Below are 24,043 nucleotides of genomic sequence, written 5' to 3'. Positions count from 1 at the left end.
ATGCGGCGCGCCCGGCTCCTTCTTTCGCTCGCAGGTATCGTCGGCGTCGTGTCGCTGAACGGCTGCCTGCTCGGGCCGAACTATTCGCGCGAGCCCGTGCCGACGCCCGCGACGTTTCGCTTCGCCGCCACCGAGGTCGCCGATACCGCGAACACCGAATGGTGGAAGCAGTTTCAGGACCCCGTTCTCGACGACCTCATTGCCACCGCGCTCGCGAACAACAAGGACGTGAAGATCGCGGCGGCGCGCGTCGAACAGTTCATGGGCCAATTCGTCACGACGCGCTCGGCGCTCTTCCCGCAGATCTCGGCAGGCGCGACGGCGGGACGGCAGCGCATCTCGCAGGCGGGACCGCAGCCTACGCTGCCGGGCGTCGGACCGGTCTATAACAGCTTCGAGCTTTCGGTGTCGGCGGCGTGGGAGATCGACGTCTTCGGCCGCGTCCGCAGGCTGACGGAAGCGGCGCGCGCGAACCTGCTGTCGAGCGAGGAAGCCCGCCGCGCGACGATCTTGTCGCTCGTGGCGTCGGTCGCGTCGTCGTATCTGAACCTGCGCAGCCTCGATCAGCAGCTTGCCATCGCGAAGGCGACCACCGAAAGCCGCGCGGAGTCGGTCCATGTGTTCACGCTGCGCTTCGAAGGCGGCGAGGTATCGCAACTGGAACTGGCGCAAAGTCAGTCGGAGTACGAAGCCTCGCTCGCCACGATTCCGCAACTGGAAACGCAAATCGCGCAGCAGGAAGACGCGCTCTCCATACTTCTTGGCGACAACCCGCGGCCGATCGTGCGCGGCCGCGAACTCGGCGCGCTCGCTACGCCCGTGATTCCGGCGGGACTGCCTTCCGATCTGCTCGAGCGCCGGCCCGACCTGCTGCAAGCCGAGCAGGACCTGGTCGCGGCGAATGCGCTCATCGGCGCGGCGCGGGCGCTGTATTTCCCGCAGATCTCCATCACCGGCTTGTTAGGCACGGCGAGCGGCCAGTTCTCGTCGCTCTTCACCGGGCCGTCGCGCGTGTGGTCGTTCGCGGGCGCAGTGACGCAGCCCATCTTCACGGCGGGCAACATCTCCGGTCAGGTGCAGACGGCCGAAGCGCAACAGCGGGCTGCGCTGCTGTCGTATCAGAAAGCCATACAGGTCGCCTTTCAGGAAGTCGACGACGCGCTCATCGCCTCCGAGAAACTGCACACGCAGCTCGAAGTGCAAGGCCGGCAGGTCGCCGCGCTCGCCACCTATGCGCGGCTTGCGCGGGCGCGCTACGAGGGCGGCTATACGAGCTACATCGAAGTGCTCGATGCCGAGCGCAGTCTCTTCGACGCGCAACTCGCGCAGACGCAGACGCAGGCGGCCGCGCTCTCGTCTTTCGTCACGCTGTACAAGGTGATGGGCGGCGGCTGGGTCGTCGAGGCGGACAAGATGACCGGACAGGCGAGCGCGGGCACGAACGCTCCCGCCGGGACAGCTCAGGCGCTGCAATGAGCACGCTGCCATCCGCGTCGGCCGCCTCGCGCGGCGCTCGTCCGCTGATCGCGTGCCACGAATGCGATCTCATTCAGCGGGAAAATCCGGTGCCGCCCGGCGGCGCGCTGACCTGCTGCCGATGCGGCGCCGTGCTCTACCGGCGTCGTCGAAAGGGATTCGACCGCGCGCTCGCCTATGCGCTCACGGCGTGCGTGCTGTGGATCATCTCGAACGCGTTTCCGATCGTGGGCCTTTCCGTCAGCGGCTCGCTCGTGCAGACCACGCTCATGGGCGCGGCGCGCGTGCTGTATCGCGACGGCATGTGGCCGCTCGCCGGGCTCGTCTTCTTCACGACGGTTCTCATGCCCGGCTTGCAGGCGCTCGGCATGGTCTGGCTGCTGCTGCCGCTGCACCTGAATCGCAGGCCGTGGCGCGCGTATGCCGTGTTTCGCCTGCTGCGCGTCGCGCGCGAATGGGGCATGACCGAAGTGCTGATGCTCGGCCTCCTCGTCGCGGTCGTGAAGCTCGCGCACATCGCGTCGGTGGTGACGGGTCCGGCGCTGTGGTCGCTCGCGGCGTTGATGCTGCTGCTCGTCGCGGCATCGTCGGCATTCGACGAGCGGGCCATGTGGGCGCGCATCGAAGGCGCGCCGCCCGGCATGCCGCCCGACACGCCGCTGCGGGGCGAGACTGCCGCCGCGAACGGCATCTTCATCTGCCACGACTGCGGCCTGTGCACGCGCGGGGCGCGCCGTCACGGGCACTTGTGCTGTCCGCGCTGCGGCGCGCGGGTGCATCTGCGCAAGCCTGCCAGCCTCTCGCGCACATGGGCTTACCTGAGCGCGGCGGCCATCCTCTACATCCCCGCCAACACGCTGCCGGTGATGAACACGAGCTCGCTCTTCGGCGCGCAGAAGGACACGATTCTGAGCGGCGTCGCCTATCTGTGGCAGTCGGGATCGTGGCCGCTCGCGATCATCGTATTCATCGCGAGCATCGCGGTGCCGATGCTCAAGATCCTCGCCATCGGCTATCTCGCCGCGAGCGCCAACCTGCGCATGACCCAGCGCAACGCACAGCGCGCCCGTATCTACCGGATTGTCGAATTGGTGGGCCGCTGGTCGATGCTGGATATCTACGTGATCGCGGTGCTCGTCGCGCTCGTGCAGTTCAGCGCGGTGGCGACCATCGAGGCCGGTCCCGCGTCGATTGCGTTCGGCGCGGTCGTCGTGCTGACCATGCTCGCCGCCATGTCGTTCGATCCGCGCCTCATCTGGGACACCGCGACGCCGCGCAAGGAGGCACGATGAGCACGCCGGACGAGACGCCCGACGCCGAGGTCGTGCCCAGACGCCGCTTCCGCATTCCGTGGGTGTGGATCGTGCCGGCCATCGCTGTGGCGATCGGCATCTGGCTCGCGGCACAGGCCGTGCTCGCACAAGGGCCGACCGTCACCATCAGCTTCCGAACCGGCGAAGGGCTCGAAGCGGGCAAGACGAAGATCAGGTTCAAGGACGTGGAGATCGGGCTGGTCAAGTCGGTGGCGCTTTCGAAGGACTATTCGCGCGTCGTCGCCACGGCGGAGCTGACGCGCGATGCCAGCAAGATGCTCGTCGACGACACGCGCTTCTGGGTCGTGCGGCCGCGCGTGGCGGGCGGCTCGGTTTCGGGCATCAGCACGCTGCTGTCGGGCGCGTATATCGGCATGGACATCGGCCGCACGAAGCGCGAGCGGCGCGACTACGTGGGCCTCGAAACGCCGCCCGTCTTCTCGAACGACGTTCCGGGGCGGCAATTCATCCTCAAAGCGGCCGATCTCGGCTCGATCGATGTCGGCGCGCCGATCTACTTCCGTCGCCTGCAAGTGGGCCAGGTGACATCGTTCGAACTGGATCAGGACGGCAGCGGCGTCACCCTTCACGTGTTCGTGAACGCGCCGTACGACCGCTACGTGAACGCGGATTCGCGCTTCTGGCAGGCAAGCGGCATCGACCTCACGCTCAGCACCGACGGGCTCAAGCTCAACACGCAGTCTCTGGTTTCGATGGTGATCGGCGGCCTCGCGTTCGAGACGCCCGCAGCATCGCTCGACTGGGCCGAGGCGCCCGCGAACACGACGTTCGCGCTTTTTCCGACGCGCGCCGACGCGCTGCGCGTACAGGAGCGCATCGTCGAGACCTACGCGTTCGACTTTCACGGCTCGGTGCGCGGGCTCGCCGTCGGCGCGCCCGTGGATTTCCGGGGCATCACGATCGGCGAGGTATCGGCCATCTACACGAGCTTCGATCCGGCGACGCGGCAGATCAGCATCCCCGTCGAAGTGAAGCTCTATCAGGAGCGATTCACCTCCCGTTTCGCCAACGGCGCGAAGGGCGGCCGGATGGTGAACGATCCGCGCGCGCTCGCGGAACTGCTGGTCGCTCGCGGCTTACGCGGACAGTTGCGAACGGGCAGTCTGCTCACCGGACAACTATACGTGGCGCTCGACTTCTTCCCGAGTGCGAAGAAGGCGAGCATCGACTGGAACCGCACGCCGCCGCTTCTGCCCACCACGCCGAGCGGTCTCGCGTCGTTGCAGGATTCGGTCAACCGCATCATGACGCGCATCGACAAGTTGCCGATCGAGGAACTCACGGCGAGCGCGAAGCAGACGCTCGACAACACGAGCCAGCTGATGAGCAACCTGAACACGCAGATCGTCCCGCAAGCCGCGACGACGCTCGCGGCCGCCCGCGCCGCGCTCGATGCCGCGCATTCGACGCTGATGCCCGATTCCGGCCTGCAGCAGGACACGGCCGAAGCGGTTCGCGAACTGACGCGCACCGCGGCGTCGTTCCGCAGTCTCGCGGACTATCTGCAGGAGCATCCCGAAGCGCTGCTGCGCGGCAAGCCGGAGGACAAGAAGTGATGCGCGCCGCTATCGTGTCTGTCGTTTTGTCCGTTGCTTTGTCCGCCGCGATCTGCGCGGGCTGCGCGTCGCCGCGCGCGAGCTTCTACCGGCTGAGCGCGGAACCGTCGCTTACCGCGACGACCCGTTTCGCGCCCGGCCGGCCGCTGATCGTCGGCCCGGTGACGGTGCCCGAACTGGTCGATCGTCCGCAGATCGTCACGCGCGATTCGGCCAACCAGGTCACGCTCAACGAATACGCGCGCTGGGGCGCGCCGCTCAAAAGCAGCATCGCCGACGCCATCGCCGGGGATCTCACGCTGTTGCTCGGCTCGGACCGCGTGGCGGTGGCGTCGCGCGCGGTGGCGGACTCGCAGGCGTGGCGCGTGCGCGTCGATATCCAGCAGTTCGAATCCGTTCCCGGCGAAACCGTCATGATCGATGCGCACTGGACCGTGCGCAGTGTCGGCGGCGATACGGCGCAAAGCGGCCGCTCGGTCGTGCGCGAACCGGTGACGGGAACCGACTTCGATGCGCTCGTCGCCGCGCATAGCCGCGCGCTCGCGAGCGTGAGCCGCGACATCGCAGCGGGAATCGGCCGCAGCGCGGGCCCGTAAGGCGCGATGCCCACGAACCCGGCTGCGCTTGGATGCGTCGAACCGTCTCGGCGCTAGTGGATCGAATAGCCGCGCCCCTGCATGCAGGCGGCCCACGCGCGGTAGTAAGTGTCCATTGCGCCCTGGCTTTGCGCCTGCGCGTTCGCCTGCTGCGCGCGCCGGTTCTGCCGGGCTCTCGCGCCGCCCGCCATCGTGCCGGCTGCCGCGCCGATGGCCGCGCCCTTGCCTGCATCGCCCGCGATGGCGCCGATCACCGCGCCGCCCGCTGCGCCCCGCGCCGCGCCGCCCACGCGCTCGCCGCCGCCCACTGCTGGACCGGAAGGCGGCGGCGGCGCGGTGGACGCCGTCGCGGGATCGATGCCGGTATTGCTCTTGGCCCAGCTATAGCACGCGCCGTCGTCGCTCTGCTGTTGCTGCGGGCTCTGCCCTTTCGACGGATAAGCGATCGGCTTGCTTTGCGCCGCGACGTTCTGCGCCAGCGCGGCGATCACGACGGCACCGACCGCGCGCCCTCTCATTGCATTCATGGTCACTCCTTGTCCTCGTCGACCACGTTCGAGCCCGGCGCATGCGATGCAGTCCATCACGCGCTCGACAATCGCACGGACCGCATGTCGGTACGTCATGCGCGAACGGGCACACGTACCCGCTCGTCGCGCGGATACACGATCATTAAAGGCGCTTTGCGCCGCTCAGTCCAGCGATGTTTGCGCATCGCGGCTCGAACGGATGCGGCATGAACGAAGTGCCAACAACATGCGCACTATGTTTCGGTATCCGAAATGATTATGCCGGCGAAACGCTCCAAAGGATACTTTCGAAAAGAAGCTCGCTGGCTGACAGATTTCGACAGCCGGAGTCGGGCGGCCACTTACAATCGCTCTCGTTCGCGACTTCTTCGCTAGAGCGCGACCTCTGGTAATCTGCCCGGTCTCTTGCCGTCAATACTGAATCGAACCGCTTATGGATACACCCTTCAACGAACGCGGCGTGACGCTCTCGCGCGCCGGCCTTTCCGCTTCCGGACAGATGATTCCGCTGCGCGAATTGCGCGCGGCGCAGGTCGTGAAGATCGAGCGCAAGAAGCCGCTGCCGATCATCATCGCGCTAATCGGGCTGGCGGTGCTCGGCGCCGGCGTGGCAACCGGCACGGGCGCGGCGCTCGTGCTCGGCGTGATGATCGTCGTGGTCGGCTATCTGTCGTGGATCACGCAGGACGTGATCTATCAGCTGATGGTCTCGACGCCCGATGGCGAACGCGAGCTACTGATCACCAAGGATCAGGCATTCGCGGACCGCGTGGCGGCGCTCGTGGGCGAGGCCGTGGCGAAGCACGCGGCGCGGCCGCAGGCGTGACTTTCCGCTGGCCGCCCGCTCGCGGCCAGCTTTTACCGCCGGTCAATCGAAGCTCAACGGCTCCACGTGCCAGATTTCGCGCGCGTACTCGGCAATCGTGCGGTCCGAAGAGAAAATACCCATTCCGGCGACGTTTTCTATGGCGCTTCGCGTCCACGCGTCCTTGTCGCGGAACTTGAGATCGACCTCGGTCTGCGTCTTGTCGAAGCTTTCGAAGTCGGCGAGCACCATGTAATGATCGCCCCAGTCCACGAGCGTGTGGAAGATGTCGTAGAAGCGATGCGGCTCGTCCGGCGAAAAATGCCCGAGACGAATCTGGTCGAGCGCGAGCTTCAGTTCCGGATTCTCTTCATAGATCAGACGCGGCCGATACCCCGCCGCGCGCAGCGATTCGATTTCGTCGGTCGTATTGCCGAAGATGAAGATGTTCTCGCGCCCGACCGCTTCGCATATTTCAATGTTCGCGCCGTCCAGCGTGCCGATGGTCAGCGCGCCATTGAGCGCGAGCTTCATGTTGCCGGTGCCGGACGCTTCGGTGCCCGCCATCGAAATTTGCTGTGAAAGATCCGCTGCCGGAATGATGAGTTCCGCGACGCTCACGCCGTAGTTCGGAATGAAGCCCACCTTCAGCCGGTCGCCGACGAGCGGGTCCGCATTGATCTTGCGCGCGACCTCGTTGATGAGCTTGATGATGTTCTTCGCCATCTTGTACGCCGACGCCGCCTTGCCCGCGAACATCACCACGCGCGGCGTCCAGTCGCGTTCCGGATTCTCGCGAATGCGGTTGTAGCGCACGATCACATACAGAATGTTGAGCAACTGCCGCTTGTATTCGTGGATGCGCTTCACCTGCAAGTCGAACAGCGCCTCGGGATTGATGATCGCGTTGGCTTCGCGCCGCGCGCGTTCCACGAGACGCAGTTTGTTGGCGAACTTCGCGTCGTGAAAGGCCTTGCGGAACTCGGGATCGTCGCGCCATTCGCGCAGGCGTCCGAGCTCGAAGAGGTCCGTGCGCCAGCGCGGCCCGATGCGCTTGTCGATCAGCGACGACAGCGACGGACTCGCCTGCGCGAGCCAGCGTCGCGGCGTGATGCCGTTCGTCACGTTCGTGAAGCGGTCCGGGTACATGCGCGCGAAGTCGGAGAAGATGTTCTGCACCATCAGTTGCGAATGCAGCTTCGAAACGCCGTTCACCTTCTGGCTCGCGACGATGGCGAGATGCGCCATGCGCACGCGGCGCTGGCCGAATTCATCGACGAGCGAGATACGGCGGATCAGTTCGACATCGCGCCCGAACTTCTCCGTGACCTGTTTCAGGAACTGCGCGTTGATCTCGAAGATGATCTCCAGATGCCGCGGCAACAGGCGCGCGAGCATCTCCACGTCCCATGTTTCGAGCGCTTCGGGCATCAACGTGTGATTCGTGTACGAGAACATCTGCTGCACCAGCTTCCACGCCTTGTCCCACGGCACGCGATGCGTATCGACGAGCAGGCGCATCAGTTCGGGAATGGCCAGCACCGGATGCGTGTCGTTCAGGTGCACGGCGACCTTCTCCGCGAGCCGGCCGAAATGCGTGTGCGTGCGCTGATAGCGGCGAATCAGGTCCTGCATCGTCGCGGACACGAAGAAATATTCCTGGCGCAGACGCAATTCGCGGCCGGCCTGCGTCGAATCGTCGGGATACAGAAGACGCGACACGTGCTCGGACGTGTTCTTCGCTTCCACCGCGCGGCGGTAGTCGCCCTGATTGAACGCGGAGAGATCGAATTCGTCGGTCGCGCGCGCGGACCAGAGGCGCAGCGTGTTCGTCGCCGTCGTCGCGAAGCCGGGAATCACCGTGTCGTAGGCCATCGCGTTGACGTGCTCGGTGTCGATCCAGTCGATGCGGTCGTCATGCTGCACCGTCCGCCCGCCGAAATGCACGGTGTACACCACTTCCGGCCGCGGAAATTCCCACGGATTGCCCGCGCGCAGCCAGTAATCGGGCATTTCGACCTGATTGCCGTCCACGATCGTCTGCCGGAACATGCCGTATTCGTAGCGGATGCCGTAGCCGAAGCCCGGCACGCCGACCGTCGCCATGGAATCCAGAAAGCAGGCCGCAAGCCGCCCGAGACCGCCGTTGCCGAGCGCCGCGTCGGGTTCGAGATCCTCCAGCGTGGCCAGATCGACGCCGAGACTCGCGAGCGCGTCGCGCACTTCGTCGTGAATGCCGAGCGCGAGCAGCGCGTTGGTGAAGGTGCGGCCGATGAGAAACTCCATCGACAGGTAATAGACGCGCTTCACGTCCTGCTCGTATTGCTGGCGCGTCGTGCGCATCCAGCGGGCGACGAGCCGGTCGCGCACGGCGAGTTCCGCCGCATGCAGCCAGTCGCGCGGCTGCGCGGTCGCCGCGTCCTTGCCTACGCCGTACATCAGGCGGTTCGAGATGGAGCGCCGCAGCGCCTCGACGGTGCTATTGAGCTGGTCGAATTCCAGGTCGACGGATGTCATCGAAACCTCCGGTGTTTTCAACTTATGCAACGACAGCGACGGGCGCCGCGAGTTCGGCCGGATTTCGCATGACCGACTGATTTCGCGCACAGACGCGCGGACGCGGTCGCCCGAAAAAGGCAGGTTACGCCAGTTTTATTTTTTTTGGTATGACGAGCGGCGCGAAGGTTCCAGCCTTTGTGGCGTAAAAACCCGGTAAATTTTATTTCGGATGCCGAACGATTTAGCCTTGACGACGCGGCGCGCGGCCCGCGATCACGAAGAGCGCGGCCAGCGAAACGGCCAGCAGAATGAAAGAAAGCGCCGACGCGGGCAGATAGTAGCCGCGATTGACCTGCCCGACCACGACGATAGGCACGGTCGCGAAGCCCGGCGGATACACGGTGAGCGTCGCGCCGAGTTCGCCGAGCGACAGCGCGAAGCCGAGCGCCAGACTCGCGCGCACGGCGGGCAGCAGTTGCGGCAGCACCACGCGCGAGAACACCATGCGCGGCGGCGCGCCGAGACTCGCGGCGGCTTCGCGCAACGTGGTCAGTTCCGGGCGCAGCGCGGCGGCGGCGCAGCGGTAGCAGAACGGCAGCACGAGCGCGAGCTGCACGAGAATGACGATAGCCGCCGACCCGGACAAATCGACCGGCCGCTTGTGATACGCGATCAGCACCGCGAGTCCCAGCACGACGCTCGGCACGCCGCTGCCGGCCATCGCCACCGCATCAACGAGCGCGCCGAGCGCGCCGAGCCCGCGACGGTCGCGCCCTTCGAGCGCGAGCGCAAGCCACAAGCCGAGTGCGGTGCCGAGCACGGCGACGGCGAAGCCGGTCGTCAGGCTCGTCGTGAGCGCGTCGAATTCGCTGGCGCCTAGCCGCGCGAACCAGCGCGCGCTGAAGCCGTCAGGAAGAATCGTGCCCGACCAGTGCGACGCCACGCTCGACAGCGCCACTACGATCACCGGCAGCACGAAGAGCCAGAAGCAGACGAGCGCGACAACACACGTCGTCATCATGCGCAACAGCGAGACCGGTTTGTAGGATGCCGAAAGCTGCATGTCAGCGCCCCTTCGTGCGCGCATCGACGCGACGGTAGAGCGCGTAGAGCGACAGCGACATCAAGAGCATGACGACCGAGCCCGCCGCCGCCGCGCGCAGGTCGAGATCGACGGTGGCGGCGCTATAGATCGCAATGGGCAGAGTAATCAGATGCGCGCTGCCAAGCACGAGCAGAATGCCGAATTCGTTCAACGTCAGCAGGAAGCACAGAATGGTCCCCGCCGCGATGCCCGGCCACGCGACCGGCAGCACCACTTTCGTCGCGACCATCCAGCCATCGGCGCCGAGGCTTTTCGCGGCTTCGACGAGACGCATGTCGAGCGTGGCGTAGGAAGCGAGCGTCGGACGCACAACGAACGGCGCATAGAACACGACTTCCGCCAGAATCACGCCGCCGATGCCGAACAGGAAATCGATCGGCGGCGCTTCCAGCGAGAACATGCGCTGCAGTCCGATGCTCACCGCGCCCTGCGATCCGTACAGAAAAATCAGCGTGAACGCGACGAGAAACGACGGAAACGCCACGAAGAGTTCGAGAAAGCGCGTGAGCAGCTTCGCGCCGGGAAACGGCCGGAAGAACAGCATCGAAGCCAGCGCGACGCCCAGCAGCGACGCAATCGACGCGCTCGCGAAGAGAACGCCGAACGTCGTGCCGATCACGCCGCGCGTCTCCGGGTTGCCGAAGAACGCGGTGTACGCATCGAAGGTGAGGCCGTGCGGACCCGTTGCGCTCAGCCACACGAGGCGCGCGAGCGGATACACGACGAGCGGGCCGAGCACGAACACAAGGATGAAAAGCAACTGCCACTGCGCGCGCCTTTCGCGACGCTGCGCCGCCGCGCGATGCGCCGCGAAGTCGCTCGCGTTCGCTGCCGTTTGCGCGACGCTGTCAGGGACGAACAAGGACGACATCGTCAGCCTCGAAGCGAAGAGAAACGCGCGAGCCCTTTTCGGGCATGCGCGCGTGGCCACGCTGCATGGTGACGAGCACGGGCTCGCCGGGCAGCGCATCGAGCGCGACGGCAATGGACAGCGCCGCGCCGTACCAGTCCACCGATGCAATCGTGCCGTGCAGCGGGCCTTCGCCGAGCGGCGCAATCGCGAAGCGCTCGGCACGGATGCATGCAAGACGCTCGCGCTCGTCGTGACGCGCATCGCCGACCGGATACACCACGCGCGGCGGCAGCAGATTCGCCGCGCCGAGATAGCGCGCGACGAAGCCGTCGTTGGGCGCGTCGTACAGTTCGCGCGGCGAGCCGAGTTGCGCGATGCGGCCATCGCGCATCAGAAGCGTGCGATCGGACAGCACGAGGGCGTCGTCCTGATCGTGCGTCACGCAGACGATAGTCAGATTCGGCAGACGCTCGTGCAGCGCCTTCAGTTCGCTGCGCACGGACGCGCGCAGATTCGCGTCGAGCGCGGAGAGCGGTTCGTCGAGCAAGAGCACGTCAGGCTCGATGACGAGCGCGCGCGCCAGCGCCACGCGCTGCTGCATGCCGCCGGAAAGCTGCGCGGGCATCACGTGCCCAGCATCGGCGAGTTGCACGAGCTTGAGCGCATCGGCGACGCGCCGCGCGATCTCCGCCGCTTTCAGCTTGCGCGCGCGCAACCCGAAGGCGACGTTATCGAATACGGACAAATGCGGGAACAGCGCGTAGTTCTGAAACAGCAGGCCGAGATTGCGGCGATGCGCGGCCACGTGCGTCAGATCGCGCCCGGCGATGCTGAGCGTGCCCGCGAGCGCGTCCGCGTTGACGAATCCCGCGATGAAGCGCAACAGCGTGGTCTTGCCGCAGCCGCTTCGGCCGAGCACGGTCAGGAACTCGCCGCGCTCGATGTTGAGCGTGAGGTCGTCCAGCACCGTGCGCGCGCCGAAGCGCACGGTCAGGCGCTCGATGCGCACGCCGGACGTCGCGGCGAGCGAGCGTTCCTCGCGCGCGGCCGCTGACAGTGCAATCGTGCTCACGACTTCGGCTTCACGACTTCGGTCTGCTTGCCCGAATTGCCGATGACTTCGTTCTTCCATCGGTCGGTCCAGCCGGCCTTCTTCTGCATCACTTGATTCCAGTCCACCGGAATCAGCTTGACGCCGGAGATGGCCTGCTTGACCGTGTCGCCGTTCTTGCCCGCGAGCGGCACGTCGGTGCGCGCCGGAATGCCGTAGATGTCCGGCACTTTCGCCTGCACGTCGGCGGACATCAGATAATCGATCAGCTTCTTGCCTTCCGCCTGATTCGGCCCGCCCTTGATGAGACCGATGGCGTACGGAAGCTGGAACGTGGTCGGCGCTTCGCCGGCGGCATGCGAGAGGAAGAGCGGCTTGATCGACAAACCGCCGTTCGCGGCATCGTCGAGATCCATTTGCAGGTCGCCGTTCGCAAACGCGATTTCGTTACGCGAGAGCAGCACGTCGAGATAACCCGTGCCCTTCGTGTGGAACTTGGCGCTTTGTTCGAGCGACTTCAGGTAGTCGAACGCCTTGTCCTCGCCCATCAGCGCGGACGTGAGGATGATGACCGCCATGCCGTCGCCGGCGGTGGCCGGATTCGAATACGCCACCTTGCCCGCGTAGTTCGGATGCAGAAGGTCCGCGAACGTCTTCGGCGCGGTCTTCGTGACTTCCGGGTTGATCGCGAACGAGAAGTAGTTGTTCACGAACGTGGCCCACGCGCCATCCGGCGCCTTCGCGATGGCCGGCACGTTTTTGTAGTTCACGCTCTGATAGTTTTGCAAAAGCCCGCTTTGCGCGGCCTGCTGGATGAACGGCGGCAGCGTGACAAGGACATCGGCCTTCGGCGAGTCCTTCTCGACGGTCGCTCGGTTTACCACTTCGCCGCTTCCCGCCGTCACGATATTGATCTTCACGCCTTCTTTCTTTTCGAAGGCGGGCAGCACGTCCTTATAGAGATTTTCGAGGCCGTCGGCGGTGTACAGGACGACCGCGTCGGCGGCCAGCGCGGGCTTCGCCGCGAAAGAAGCCAGTGCAGCCAGTGCAATCGATGCGCACGCGCCGGGCAGCAGCCGGCGCGCGAGGGATGAATCGCGGGTCATGTAGAGTCTCGTGGCTGGATGACAGAGGACGGTAGAGCCGAAGCATTGCAGAGCTCTGTGACATCGGCGTGACTGCGCGGCGCTGTCATGTGCGCCTTGGGCAGTGCACGGTTGAACAAGACGGCACGCGCGATTGCGTCGATACTGCTGCCTTTTTGGTCTGCCACACTCGCTCATGCTCTCCTTGCTCATCGCGCCCGTATTCGTGTTTCTATGGTCGACGGGCTTTATCGTCGCGCGGGCGATCACGCCTTACGTCGACCCGAATCTGTATCTGCTCGCGCGCTTTTGCGGCACGGCGCTGCTGTTCGTCGTGCTGGCGCTCGCTGCCCGCGTGGCATGGCCGAATGCACGCGATGCCGCGCGGCATCTCTTCGCGGGCGCGCTGCTGCAAGGCGTGTATCTCGGCGCGGGCTACTGGGCGGTGGCGCAAGGTCTGGGCGTCGGCGTGATGGCGTTGCTGGGCGCGCTTCAGCCGCTTCTCACGGCGGCCATCGCGGCGCGTGTGTTCGGCGAGCGGCTTTCGGCGCGATCGTGGAGCGGGCTGCTCGTCGGTCTCGCGGGCGTCGCGCTCGTGCTCGCGCCGAAGCTCGCGCAGAGCGGCGCGCCGGCGGCGCATGCCGCGAACGCTGCGCACGCTCCGCAATGGCTCGTCGTGACGGTCGCGGTGGTCTCTGTTTTCGCGATCACCGCGGGCACGCTGTATCAGAAGACATCGCTCGCGAGCGCCGATATCCGCAGCGCGAGCGCCTTGCAGAACGCCGGCGCGGCCATCGTCGCGGCGGTGCTTGCGCTGGCGCTCGGCGAACACCGCTTCATTCCGACGATGACGACGTGGGCGTGCATCGCGTGGGGCGTGCTGATGCTCTCGGGCGTCGCGACGACGCTGCTCGTGTGGATGGTCCGGCGTGGCGACGCGTCGCGCGCGACGGCCCTGCTCTTTCTCGCGCCGCCGCTCGCCGCGCTGATGAGCTATCTCGCGTTCGGCGAGACGCTCGGCGCGCTGCAATTGGCAGGGTTCGCCGTCGCGTTGGCGGGCGTGGTGCTCGCGCGGTCGAAGTAGCGTTCGCCGCGTTCAGTCGACGGAATTCGCGCCCACCGGCGTACGTGCCCGCGCCGCCTTGCCCGGTCCGGGCGCCCACGCGGGCCGCGCCTTCGCGCCGCTATCGACGACGACGAGGTAATGCCCCGCCCACGGCGTCGTCTGCCGCGTGGACCTCAACACCCACATGGATTCCCCTTCGGCCGCGCGCGCTTCGTACTGCGCATCGAGGATGCCGTGGTGATCGAAAAACGTGTTGAGCGTCGACGGAATGCGCACGCAGCCTTTTGAATGCTGCATGCCAAGTAGCGGCTCGAGCTTTTCCGGATCGGTGGCGTGCATCTGGAAGCGCATCGGCGAGACGCCGCCTTTGCCCCAGCCGCGTTCGCCATCGGCCCAGCCGAAGTCGTAGATGCGCATGTCTCGCGCGCCGTAGCCGCGAATTTTGTATTCGTTCTGCGTGCCTTCGGCGCGGAAGTCCATGTTGCCGGGGACGTGCTGGAACACGCCGAGCGGCGTCAGAAAGTGGTCGTATGTGCCGGGCCGTCCGGTCGATACGGGCGATGCGCCGATCATCGACCAGGCATCGCCCGGCTTCGCGCGAAAGTAGACGAAGAGCGCCTGTACGTTCTCACTGCGATCGACGAGCACGACGAACTCCTTCGCGAGATCGCCGTGGCCGTGTTCGTCGAGCGCGTTTTGCAGGAGGCGTGCATAGGCCTGCTGTGCGGCGAGCGGCACGTTCAGGCGGCGATCGACTTCTCTCGCGAACGTCTGACGCATCGCGTACGCGCCCGTCGCCGGAAGGCCGGTGCGCTGCGCGACGTTCGGCTCGGGCGGCTCGGGCGGAAGCGGGACTTCGGGCGCGGCGGCTTCGGATGCGGCTTCGGCGGCGGAGGCGGCTTCGGCTGATGATGCTGCGGAGGCAGCGGAGGCTTCGCTTGCTGCGGATGCTTCGCTTGCCGCTGATGCCCCGCTTGCTGCCGATGCACCGCTAATCGCTGACGGTCCGCTTTCAGCCGATGCTTTGCGTGCCATTGATGCCTTGTTTGCTGACGATGCCCAGCTTGCTGCCGATGCTCCGCGTTCGGCTGATGCCCCGCTTGCTGCCGATGCACTCGATCGGGCTAACGCCGCCGATGCTCCTTGCGGTGTCATTGGGACCGGCATCGCGGGCAACGCGCGAGGCGGCGCGCTCGCTGCCTGTGGCGCACTGGCGCCACGCAGAAAAGGCGGCGCGGGCGGTACTGGCGCAGGCGCGACCCGCCCTTGCACAACCGACCCCGACGACGCGCTTTCCGCGCGAGCTTGCGGCATGCAGGCGAATAGTGCGATCAGTGCCGCGACCCCGATGATTCGTGCGCCCATTGGCGTCTCGTTGTTTCCTTCGTGCCGCATAAATGATCCGCTTGAGTCTCGACCACGGACGGTTTGCCGGACCGTCCACTGCACGAACGCGCATCGACAAAAAAGCCGGTGTTTGGGATGGCACCGGCTTCGCTGTGATGTTTAGTTCGTCCCATCGAAGGAGCAAGGTCTGTTCCGGCGGTAGCTGCGCGATTGGAGAAATGCGCGATGGCGGAGTGCAAGTGCGGCAATGCACGGCTCGCAGTGCACGGCTACCGGCTCGCGGTTCTCGGTTCTCGGCGCGCGGCGCGCGGCGCGCGGACCGCTCGCGGTTCGCGGTTCGCGGTTCGCGGTTCGCGGTTCGCGGTTCGCGGTTCGTGGTTCGTGGTTGTCGGCTAGCAACTGGCCATGCGCGTCGCGCTCGCCATTAAATGAGTGGCGGGTGGTGCCCGCGTGCGCGGTCTTGCATTCAGCGTTTTGCATTGCATTGGCACGCCGCATTTTGCATTTCGCATTTTGCCTTTTGCCTTTTGCCTTTTGCCTTTTGCCTTTTGCCTTTTGCCTTTTGCCTTTTGCATTTTGCATTTTGCGATTTGCGATTTGCGTTTTGCGATTTGCGTTTTGCGATTTGCGTTTTGCGTTTTGCGTTCAGCGTTCAGCGTTCAGCGTTCAGCGTTCGGCGTTGGGCGTTGGGCGTTGGGCGTTGGGCGTTGGGCGTTTGGCGTTGGGCGTTTGGCGTTGGGCGTTGGGCGTTTGGCGTTCAGCGTTTGGCGTTCAGCGTTTGGCGTTTGGCGTGCTCCTTTCGCGTTCGGCAGTCGGCAGTCGGCAGTCGGCAGTCGGCAGTCGGCAGTCGCAGTCGCAGTCGCAGTCGGCAGTCGGCAGTCGGAAGGCGGCAGTCGACGTTTGGCGCTTCGGCCTCCAGCGTCCAGCGTCCTGCGTCCTGCGTCATGCGTTCCGCGTTCCGCGCTCTGCGCGTTTCGTTTCCCAGTCCGCGCCCCGCGCTCTTCCTACCTCGTCAAAACCCCTGACACGACATACTAGAAAGATTCGGAAAGAGATTCGCCCAATCCCCCGCCATAGCCGACTGCGCGGCCTTGAGTGTCATATCGCCGGTACACACGCAACGCTTGAGATAAACGGCGAGCCGCTCCTTGCGACGTTGGCCGTCGCGCCCTTCCCAGCGGCGCACATCCAGATTGGCGGGCGAATTCGGCGAGCCGCCGAGCAGAACCGGTATCCGGTGATCCAGCGCGTATTCCGACGCGAACGAAGCGTCGATGCTTCGCTGCTTTAAGAGCCGTTCCTTCTGGCGCATCTGCGTCTCGAAGGACGGCAACACGCGATCGACATAACCGGGCACGCAGATGGTATCGACGATGGTGGCCTGCGTGACGTGCGGGTCGAGCCAGTTCGGCTGCTGCGCGCGCGCCGCATCGGTGCTCAACATCGCGGACGTGGCGATGAGCGCGAGAAGCACGAAGGCCGCCGCCCGCACCATGCAGCGCGAACGACGACGGATTGCATATGTATCCCTTCGATTCATGCCTCGTTCGCGCAAGCTGATCGTGCGGCCAACGCATGGCCGCTAATTCGAGATGAACGGAGGCTCAATTAGAACACACGAGCGCCAACATACGATTGCGAAGCGGCGCGCAAGCGCATCGTCACACCGAAGGCCGCGCGACGGCGGCGTCGAGGGCGGCATCGAGCGTCAGGGCGGCACGCTCGAAGGCGGCGAACGATGCATCGATGGAGGCATCGTCCTCGCCGTTGCGATCTTCGTCGATAGCGCGGTCGCAGTCCCGCTGAAGCGCGACGCACGTCTCTTTGAACCGCGCCGCGCCGATGACCGCCGCCGCGCCCTTCATCCGATGCGCGATCTCGCGCAGGCGTTCATGGTCGCACGCGTTTCGCGCCGCATGAGCCTCTTCGAGATCCTGCGCGTTGGCCGATCGGAGCGTTTCGAGCAGCGTCGCGGCCTGATCGCCGAAGGTGGCGAGCGTGGCGGAATCGAAAGGCGGCGTGGTGTCGGTGTTGCCTGCGGCATCGCGGGTCGGTTGCGGGCGCGTCGGCTGCGTTGTCGTGGCTTGTGTGGGCTCTAACATCAGGGGCGCGGTCGGCCTGACCCCGCCTCGCTCGCTTTCAGCGATATGTCCTGTTTGCCCAAATCCAGCTTCCCGCTCGGCCGCGCTCCCCGCGACCGCCGTCGCCTGCTTCCCGGCCGCCGCCGCCAGCGCATCGCGCAGCGCATCCAGCCCGATCGGCTTCACGAGGCACATCGTCATGCCCGCTGCCACCGCCCGCCGGGCCGCTTCGGGCTGCGCATTCGCCGTCAGTCCGACAATCGGCGTCGCGCGTGCGCCGGACGCGTGCGTCGCCTCGTCGGCGCGGATGGCTTCGGCAAGTTCCTCGCCGCTCATCTCGGGCATCGAGCAGTCGGTGAGAATCACGTCGAACGCGCCCGGATGGTCGCGCCAGCACGCGAACGCGCTGCGGCCGTCGACCGCGAGTTCGGTCGAGCCGCCGAGCAGCCGGATTTGTCCGTCGAGCACCATGCGATTTGCCGGATGATCGTCCACGACGAGCACGCGCAAGCCTCTGAGCGCGCGCGCGGCCTCGGGCGCCGGACCGCGCGCTTCGGAAGACTGTGGCTGCACCGTCTCCAGCGCTTCGGGAAACGCGGCGCGCACCGTGAAGCGCGTGCCCTGTCCGGGCGTGCTGGCGAACGCGATGCTGCCGCCCATCATCGACACGAGCCGCTTGCAGATGGTGAGTCCAAGGCCCGTGCCGCCGAAGCGCCGCGCGCCGCCGTCGTGGGCCTGCACGAACGGCGTGAAGAGCGACGCCTGCCGTTCCGGCGCAATGCCGACGCCCGTGTCCGACACGACCAACGTGACCGCGCGCTTGCCGTCGCGCGGCGGCGCGACATCGCAGGCCAGCGTGACCGCGCCGGCATCGGTGAACTTGATTGCGTTGGACAGCAGGTTGCCGACGATCTGCCGCAGCCGCTGCGCGTCCGCCACGATCCACGCCGGGCCGTCGCGCTCGCCGTGCCGCTCGACGACGAGCGCGATGCCCTTCGCCCGCGCCGCCGGCTCGTAGATGGCCGCGACGCTCGCGATCCACGCAAACAGCTCGACCGGCGACGGCGCCAGCACGAGCCGCTCGGCTTCGATCTTCGCGACGTCGAGCAGATCGTCGATCATGCCGAGCAGATCGCGCGCCGCGTGATGCGCCGTGCGCAGCGACCGCTCGGTTGCCTCGCGGTTGCCGGGCGCGCGAAGTTCCAGTTCGATGAGGCCGAGCACCGCATTCATCGGCGTGCGGATTTCGTGGCTCATCGTCGCGAGGAAGGTGGACTTCGCGCGGTTCGCGGTCTCGGCTTCCTCCTTGGCGGCCCGCATCGCGTTCTCGGCGGCGATGCGTCGCACGATCTGCGCGCGCAGCGACACGGCCCACGCCGCCAGCACGAGCAAGAGCGCCCCGCCGAGCGCCGCGCCCAGTTCCACGCGCGGACGCCTTTGCTCCCACAATGTTTCGGGATGCGCAGTAAGTTGCCAGCGCGCGCGAATGGCTTCGAGTTCGTGCGGCGGCAATGCCGCGATCGCGCGATTCAGAATGTCGAGCAACACCGGCTGATTGCGCGCGACGAGAAACACGTGCGGCGACGGTTTCGACGACAACACGCCGGTGATCGCGAGCCTGCCGCGATACGGATTGCCGATCGCGTAATTGGCGAGCTTCGTGTCGAGGACGGTCGCGTCGGCCTTGCCGTTCGCGACGGCGGCGAGCTGGCCGTCGCCCGGACTGGCATCGACGATGCGCGCCGCCGGCGCTTGTTCGCGCAACGACGGCCCCGCCGGGTATCCGGACGGCAGCGCGACGCGCTTGCCGGCGAGCGCGGCGGCATCGGCGAGCGGCGGCGCGCCCGACCGCGTGACGATAGCGACGAGCCCTTCCCCGAACGGCACGGACGCGACGAAGTCCGGATCGTCGGGATCGCGCGGCACGCTGATCGGCAGGAATGCGGATTCGCCGGTCTTCACGTCGCGTTCGATCCGCGCGATATCGCGGCGCTGGCGTGCCTCGAAGCGCAGCCCTGTCATGCGCGAGACGGCCGCGAGCAGGTCCGGCGCGAGACCGGCGGGCTGACCGCGCGCGTCGCGGAACATGAGCGGCGGCGCGTGAGAGAGCATCGAGTAATAGACGACCGGATGCGCCGCGATCCACGCCTTCTGCTCGGGCGTAAGTACAAGCGTCCCCTCTGCCGATACTGCGGTCATCGCGACTTCCCAACGAGCGCGGGCCACGATCATAAAGCGCGGCGGCAGGCGCGCCAGCGCGGCATCGACCCGCTGCGCCAGCGCCTGTGCGTCCGGCCGGCCGGCTGCGAACGCGAAGCTGTAGCCGCCCTCGTCGAAGGGCGCGAAGCCCGTGACCGCGAGACCGGGCAAATCGAGGTGTCCGATGCAGTACGCGGCGGCGGTCACGTCGCCGGCGAATGCATCGGCCTGACCGAGGGAAACCGCGAGCAATGCCGAAACGGTGTCGGGGTAAGCTGCGGGCGTCGTCGACGGATACGCGGCCGCAAGCCGCGCGGGCGATGTCTGCGTCTCCACGTACGCCATGCGATGTGTGATGACGTGCTTTGCAAGCGGCTCGACGATCACCGTCTTGATGGGCAAGTAAGGCCGCGAGAGCAGCAGCGGGCCGCCGGGATCGCCGCCGGTCGCGCCGGTGGCCATGTCGATTTCGCCGCGCGAGAGCGCCTCGATGAGCGCGCCGCGATTCGGATAGCGCCGCCATTGCGGCGTCATGCCGAGCGATTCGGCCACCGCCTGCGCGAACTCGACGGAGACGCCGCGCGGCGCGGCGTCTGCGTCCACGTCCGGGCTTGCGGCGACATCGAGCGGAGGAACCATGCCCGGCACCGCGCCGATCACGAGCCGCGCGGCGGCATGGGAAGCGCCCGCCGTCAGCGCCGCGAGGAGGCATGCGACAGCGAGCAGAAAGCGCAACGCGCGTTGCGGCCTCGAAGAATGAGACACGCTGCACCCCCAATCCGAGCGGTGCAGCTAGTGTGTCAGAAAGCGCAGGACGCGCCAATCGGACAGCCGACGCGCCTTTGACACGTTCGCGCGTGCCGTTGCGATACCCGAAACGGCACGCGCCGTCTTACTGCGCGTTCTCCGGCGAAAGCGCCTTGCCCGCCTTGTCCGCCGTGACCTTCTGCAGCGCGATGATCCGGCTCATCGCCGCATGGTTCGACGTCGCTTCGCTGTACATCTTCGCGAGATCCGCCTTCAGCTGCGTGCGTGAACCGCCGTCGAGATAGACCATGTGTCCCGACGGATAGAACGTCGCCGAAAGGTTCTGCCGCACGGTCTTGTCGATGAGCGGCATCTGCTGAAGATCGAGAATGGTCTGGTAGAACGGCGTCACGAAGTCGTACATGCCGTTTGCGGCCAGCACCTTCAGATCCACGTTCAGCGCCATGACCGCAGCCAGATCGCCCGCCGTGTACAGCACGACGTTGCCCTTCGCATCGACGCCCTTTTCCTCGCCGGTCGGATCGGTGTGCTTGAAGTCCCAGTTGATGAACGCCTGATCGTTGAGGTCCGTGAACGACGACGTGGACGTGAACTTCAACTGTTCGTTCAGATAACTGTTCCACATCGCCGTGTACACGCCGCTCACCGCCGTCATCGTCGGGTCGTTGCCGCCGCTGTTCGGATCGATCTTGCCCGCGATACCCGTCGATACCGCCGTCACGCGGCCATCGTAGGAGCCGAGCGACTCGCCTTTCGACTTGAGCAGCGTCGTCAGGAACAGCGAGTTGCCCCGGCTGTCGTAGGCGGCGATGTCGAGGCTCCACGCGAGCAGCGTCACCTTGTCGATACCCGTGTATTCCGCGAGCTTTTCGACCACTTCGTCGTCCGTCTGCGGGAACTTGCGCAGCGCGTTGAGATAATCCGTGCGCGCGAATTCCGCGACTTCCTCCATGAAGTTCAGCAGGTTCGTCGGCGTCGGATGCACGCCGAGTTTCTTGTGGTACCACGCATCGGCGGCGGCGGTCGGCAGCGCGCCCACCGGATTGCCCGCCTGCCGGTAGTCGAGAATCGACGATTGCAGCGTGATGCCGTTCAGATCGACGCCGTCTTCGTGCAGCCGGTACGCGAGCACGCAACTGCGCGCCGTGCCGTACGATTCGCCGAACAGAAACTTCGGCGAATTCCAGCGGTTGTTTTTCGTCAGATAACGCTTGATGAACTGCTTGATCGAATTCGCGTCCTGATCGACGCCCCAGAAATCGCGGTTCTTGTTCGGCGCGATCGCCGCCGAATAGCCGGTGCCGACCGGGTTGATGAAGATCAGGTCGCTCTTGTCGAGCAGGCTGTCCGGGTTGTCCTCCATTTCGTACGGCGCGGGCGGCGTAAAACTCGGCATGGCCGTCTTGATGCGGCGCGGCGCGAACGAACCGAGCAGCACGAACACCGACGACGAGCCCGGCCCGCCGTTGTAGAAGAACGTAAGCGGGCGCTCTTCCTCCTTCGCGCCGTCCTTCGTGAACGCGACGTAGAACATCTTCGCGTCCGGCTTCGAGCTGCTCGGGTCCACGGTCACCAGATGGCCGACAGTCGCCGTGTACGCGATCTTCTCGCCGCCGATGGTCGCCGTGTGATGCGTGATCGCGGCGTTCTCGTCGGCTTCGGTGGCTTCGACCGAATCGTCGGGGCCGTTGCCGTAGGCGACCGGATCGAAATACGGCTGGTCTTTCTTGCCTGTGCTCCTGGCGGGTGTTTTCGCCGCCCGTTCGCCGGCGGCAGGCTCGCTCGCCTCGTCCGGCCGGGGCGCGATGGCGCCCGCATCGGGCGCGACGCCCGTGCCGGCGTGGCCGTGAATCGTCTTCGTTGTCAGTGGATCGGAGTTCATCGTGGTCGCTCCAGAATCGTCGTCGTGGTTGTTGTTCACTGTTGTCCCTCAACTCTTGCTCGACTGCTGTGCCTGACCGCTCGCGGGCGTGAGCGCGGCCGCGATTTTTCCGCCGTCCGGGCTGCCTAGACCCGTGCATGCATCCCATCCCGCCGATGCCGCAAAGCTGCCGTTGTTGCCCTGCGTGATATCGCGAAACGCGGTCTTCGCCTTGTACAGCTTCGGATTGACGAAGCCGCTCGGCGCGCCGTTGATGGCGTTGATCCGCGCGATCAGCGCGGCCCACAGCGGCGCGACGGCGCTCGTGCCGCCGACGACGGTTTCCTCGCCGTCGATCACGACCTCGTAGCCGGTTTGTGGCGATGCGTCGCCGGCCACGTCGGGCACGCCGCGCTTCGAAAGCGGCGTGTGCTTGCCGCCCGTGTGCGCGACGCCCAGGCCCTTCTGCCACGCGGGCAGCGCAAAGACCGCGCTGACGCCGCCGCCGCCCGAGCCGCCCTGATCGCCGTCGTTCCACACCACTTCATGCGTGATGGACTGCGCCGACGCCGCGAGGCTCGTGCCGCCGCAGCCGAGCACATACGGGCTGGACGCCGGGAAATCGACGTGATTCGAGCCGTCGCCCACGCCGTCCGACGATCCGCTGTCGCCCGCGGCCGCGCACACTGTCACGCCGAGCGCGGCGGCGCTTTGCAGCACGTCGTTGAACGCGTTGATGGATTGCGAAGTCCAGTTGGCCTCCGGCCCGCCCCAGCTGATCGACACGACGGACGGCTTGTTCGTGTTGTCGTGGATCGCGCGGTTGACGGCATCGACGAAACCGGCGTCGCTGTTCGGCGCGAAGTACACCGCGATGCGCGCGCCGGGCGCGATGGCTCCCGCGATCTCGATATCGAGCGTCACTTCGCCGTCCGGCCCGTTCGGATTGCCGGTCGGCGCGTTCTTCGCGTTGTCGACGCTCACCGACACGACTTTCGGCGACTTCACGCCGAGCTTCGAGAAGTACGCGGACAGATCCGTGTCGCGATAGCCGCCGCCGAGTTCGATGATCGCAATGCACTGGCCCGCGCCGTCGCCTTCGGGGAAGTCGTAGAGAGCGGCGAGATCGACGGGCGAAAACGATGCCGGCGTGACGCCGCGCGCCGGCTTGAACGGCGGACGGAAGCGGAAATGCGGGCGCGCCTGCGGCCGGCTGTCGAGGCCGAGCACGGCGGTGACGGCGTCGTGGATATCGTCCGGCACGTTCACCGGGCCGCTGCGCCCGCGATACTCGCCGATGTTGTGATGCTGGAAGCGTTCGAGCTTCACGTCGAACGCCTTCTGGAACTGCTCGATGCTGCCCTTGAGCACGACGCTGCGCGTGCTCGGCTCGGCGCGCACGACGGTCAGGCCGTTCTCTGCGGCAAACTTCTTGATTTTTTCGACATCGTCCTGGGATGCGCCGAAGCGCTTGTCGAATTCGTCTCGCGTGACGGACTGCGCGGGGGCATCGCCCGCGTCGATGCGCGCCATCATCTGGCGAAAGCCCGCTTCGTCCTTGCGCCGCAGCATGACGATGACTTCGATCTGCTCGCCGAGGTCGCACGCGCCGACGCACTTCGCGCCCTCGGGATGGGTTTTGTCGCTGCCGCTAACCGGTTGCTTCGCCATGGTATCGATGCTCCTCGTAGGCTTTGAAGGTCAAAGGTTCTCGATCCTGCCGCTTGTCGCGCATCCGGCGCGCATGCCTCGCTCATCGCTTTTTCAACGCTTTTTCTTTCGCGCGAAGCCCGCCGCTTATCGTCTTATTTTCCTGACGCGAATGCAATCG

17 protein-coding genes are annotated in these 24,043 nt (G+C 66.2%); 6 read left to right on the top strand and 11 right to left on the bottom strand.

Features of this window, described 5'->3' with window-relative positions; translation table 11 throughout:
* From HWX53_RS12295 to HWX53_RS12280, 4 genes are read left to right on the top strand one after another with little or no spacing between them, the layout of a single operon-like run.
* Positions 1-1,476, top strand: coding sequence for an efflux transporter outer membrane subunit (locus HWX53_RS12295; RefSeq protein WP_175941106.1), 1,476 nt, complete (start codon positions 1-3; stop codon positions 1,474-1,476).
* Positions 1,473-2,768, top strand: a complete 1,296-nt coding sequence (locus HWX53_RS12290) for a paraquat-inducible protein A (RefSeq protein WP_175941104.1) — start codon at positions 1,473-1,475, stop codon at positions 2,766-2,768. Before HWX53_RS12295 ends, HWX53_RS12290 begins: the two co-directional genes overlap by 4 nt.
* Positions 2,765-4,366, top strand: coding sequence for an MlaD family protein (locus HWX53_RS12285; RefSeq protein ID WP_175941102.1), 1,602 nt, complete (start codon positions 2,765-2,767; stop codon positions 4,364-4,366). The genes HWX53_RS12290 and HWX53_RS12285 overlap by 4 nt, the downstream gene beginning before the upstream one ends.
* Positions 4,366-4,962, top strand: coding sequence for a PqiC family protein (locus tag HWX53_RS12280; RefSeq protein WP_175941100.1), 597 nt, complete (start codon positions 4,366-4,368; stop codon positions 4,960-4,962). The genes HWX53_RS12285 and HWX53_RS12280 overlap by 1 nt, the downstream gene beginning before the upstream one ends.
* A gap of 53 nt (positions 4,963-5,015) precedes the next feature.
* On the opposite strand, the gene HWX53_RS12275 is transcribed toward HWX53_RS12280, so the two are convergent.
* A complete protein-coding gene (locus HWX53_RS12275) occupies positions 5,016-5,480 on the bottom strand; it encodes a glycine zipper family protein (protein WP_244140137.1) in 465 nt (154 codons plus the stop codon).
* A gap of 445 nt (positions 5,481-5,925) precedes the next feature.
* Here HWX53_RS12275 and HWX53_RS12270 point away from each other — a divergent pair, with 445 nt between their 5' ends.
* On the top strand, positions 5,926-6,318 hold the full coding sequence (locus HWX53_RS12270) for a DUF6232 family protein (protein ID WP_175941095.1): 393 nt from the start codon (positions 5,926-5,928) through the stop codon (positions 6,316-6,318).
* A gap of 42 nt (positions 6,319-6,360) precedes the next feature.
* Here HWX53_RS12270 and HWX53_RS12265 read toward each other — a convergent pair whose 3' ends face one another.
* From HWX53_RS12265 to phnS, 5 genes are all read right to left on the bottom strand, one after another.
* Positions 6,361-8,814: a glycogen/starch/alpha-glucan phosphorylase gene (locus tag HWX53_RS12265; RefSeq protein WP_175941093.1), complete on the bottom strand. Its 2,454-nt coding sequence runs from the start codon at positions 8,812-8,814 to the stop codon at positions 6,361-6,363.
* A gap of 223 nt (positions 8,815-9,037) precedes the next feature.
* Entirely contained in the window at positions 9,038-9,817 is a 780-nt protein-coding gene (gene phnV / locus HWX53_RS12260; protein WP_244140136.1) for a 2-aminoethylphosphonate ABC transport system, membrane component PhnV, read from the bottom strand.
* A 43-nt stretch (positions 9,818-9,860) separates the two neighbouring features.
* A complete protein-coding gene (gene phnU, locus HWX53_RS12255) occupies positions 9,861-10,772 on the bottom strand; it encodes a 2-aminoethylphosphonate ABC transporter permease subunit (RefSeq protein WP_175941091.1) in 912 nt (303 codons plus the stop codon).
* Positions 10,750-11,826 (bottom strand): 2-aminoethylphosphonate ABC transport system ATP-binding subunit PhnT, encoded by a 1,077-nt coding sequence (phnT, locus tag HWX53_RS12250; RefSeq protein ID WP_244140091.1) that lies wholly within the window; start codon positions 11,824-11,826, stop codon positions 10,750-10,752. Before phnT ends, phnU begins: the two co-directional genes overlap by 23 nt.
* Positions 11,823-12,911, bottom strand: coding sequence for a 2-aminoethylphosphonate ABC transporter substrate-binding protein (gene phnS / locus HWX53_RS12245; RefSeq protein WP_175941090.1), 1,089 nt, complete (start codon positions 12,909-12,911; stop codon positions 11,823-11,825). Before phnS ends, phnT begins: the two co-directional genes overlap by 4 nt.
* 175 nt (positions 12,912-13,086) lie before the next feature.
* Here phnS and HWX53_RS12240 point away from each other — a divergent pair, with 175 nt between their 5' ends.
* Positions 13,087-13,974 (top strand): DMT family transporter, encoded by an 888-nt coding sequence (locus tag HWX53_RS12240; RefSeq protein ID WP_175941089.1) that lies wholly within the window; start codon positions 13,087-13,089, stop codon positions 13,972-13,974.
* Positions 13,975-13,986: 12 nt separating this feature from the next.
* On the opposite strand, the gene HWX53_RS12235 is transcribed toward HWX53_RS12240, so the two are convergent.
* The 5 genes from HWX53_RS12235 to HWX53_RS12210 form a co-directional block, all read right to left on the bottom strand.
* A complete protein-coding gene (locus HWX53_RS12235) occupies positions 13,987-15,270 on the bottom strand; it encodes a L,D-transpeptidase (protein WP_244140135.1) in 1,284 nt (427 codons plus the stop codon).
* Between the two features lie 1,045 nt (positions 15,271-16,315).
* Complete coding sequence (locus HWX53_RS12225) at positions 16,316-16,843, bottom strand: hypothetical protein (RefSeq protein WP_244140090.1); 528 nt, start codon at positions 16,841-16,843, stop codon at positions 16,316-16,318.
* A gap of 121 nt (positions 16,844-16,964) precedes the next feature.
* Complete coding sequence (locus tag HWX53_RS12220) at positions 16,965-20,348, bottom strand: transporter substrate-binding domain-containing protein (protein ID WP_244140089.1); 3,384 nt, start codon at positions 20,346-20,348, stop codon at positions 16,965-16,967.
* Between the two features lie 127 nt (positions 20,349-20,475).
* Entirely contained in the window at positions 20,476-22,233 is a 1,758-nt protein-coding gene (locus HWX53_RS12215; RefSeq protein WP_244140088.1) for a peptidase S1, read from the bottom strand.
* A 48-nt stretch (positions 22,234-22,281) separates the two neighbouring features.
* Positions 22,282-23,883: a S53 family peptidase gene (locus HWX53_RS12210; RefSeq protein ID WP_175941086.1), complete on the bottom strand. Its 1,602-nt coding sequence runs from the start codon at positions 23,881-23,883 to the stop codon at positions 22,282-22,284.
* Between the last annotated feature and the right edge of the window lie 160 nt (positions 23,884-24,043).

Source organism: Caballeronia sp. BCC1704 (assembly GCF_902833455.1).
In the GTDB taxonomy this organism is placed as follows: domain Bacteria; phylum Pseudomonadota; class Gammaproteobacteria; order Burkholderiales; family Burkholderiaceae; genus Caballeronia.
Note: the sequence above shows the minus strand (reverse complement) of the source record. Positions and strands in the feature narration are given on the sequence as shown.

What these genes read in the sequence shown, in the direction of transcription:
- HWX53_RS12295 (WP_175941106.1), top strand. Translation starts at nt 1, where the DNA reads ATGCGGCGCGCCCGGCTCCTTCTTTCGCTCGCAGGTATCGTCGGCGTC.
- HWX53_RS12290 (WP_175941104.1), top strand. Translation starts at nt 1,473, where the DNA reads ATGAGCACGCTGCCATCCGCGTCGGCCGCCTCGCGCGGCGCTCGTCCG.
- HWX53_RS12285 (WP_175941102.1), top strand. Translation starts at nt 2,765, where the DNA reads ATGAGCACGCCGGACGAGACGCCCGACGCCGAGGTCGTGCCCAGACGC.
- HWX53_RS12280 (WP_175941100.1), top strand. Translation starts at nt 4,366, where the DNA reads ATGCGCGCCGCTATCGTGTCTGTCGTTTTGTCCGTTGCTTTGTCCGCC.
- HWX53_RS12275 (WP_244140137.1), bottom strand. Translation starts at nt 5,480, where the DNA reads ATGAGAGGGCGCGCGGTCGGTGCCGTCGTGATCGCCGCGCTGGCGCAG.
- HWX53_RS12270 (WP_175941095.1), top strand. Translation starts at nt 5,926, where the DNA reads ATGGATACACCCTTCAACGAACGCGGCGTGACGCTCTCGCGCGCCGGC.
- HWX53_RS12265 (WP_175941093.1), bottom strand. Translation starts at nt 8,814, where the DNA reads ATGACATCCGTCGACCTGGAATTCGACCAGCTCAATAGCACCGTCGAG.
- phnV (WP_244140136.1), bottom strand. Translation starts at nt 9,817, where the DNA reads ATGATGACGACGTGTGTTGTCGCGCTCGTCTGCTTCTGGCTCTTCGTG.
- phnU (WP_175941091.1), bottom strand. Translation starts at nt 10,772, where the DNA reads ATGTCGTCCTTGTTCGTCCCTGACAGCGTCGCGCAAACGGCAGCGAAC.
- phnS (WP_175941090.1), bottom strand. Translation starts at nt 12,911, where the DNA reads ATGACCCGCGATTCATCCCTCGCGCGCCGGCTGCTGCCCGGCGCGTGC.
- HWX53_RS12240 (WP_175941089.1), top strand. Translation starts at nt 13,087, where the DNA reads ATGCTCTCCTTGCTCATCGCGCCCGTATTCGTGTTTCTATGGTCGACG.
- HWX53_RS12235 (WP_244140135.1), bottom strand. Translation starts at nt 15,270, where the DNA reads ATGCCGCAAGCTCGCGCGGAAAGCGCGTCGTCGGGGTCGGTTGTGCAA.
- HWX53_RS12225 (WP_244140090.1), bottom strand. Translation starts at nt 16,843, where the DNA reads ATGAATCGAAGGGATACATATGCAATCCGTCGTCGTTCGCGCTGCATG.
- HWX53_RS12215 (WP_244140088.1), bottom strand. Translation starts at nt 22,233, where the DNA reads ATGAACTCCGATCCACTGACAACGAAGACGATTCACGGCCACGCCGGC.
- HWX53_RS12210 (WP_175941086.1), bottom strand. Translation starts at nt 23,883, where the DNA reads ATGGCGAAGCAACCGGTTAGCGGCAGCGACAAAACCCATCCCGAGGGC.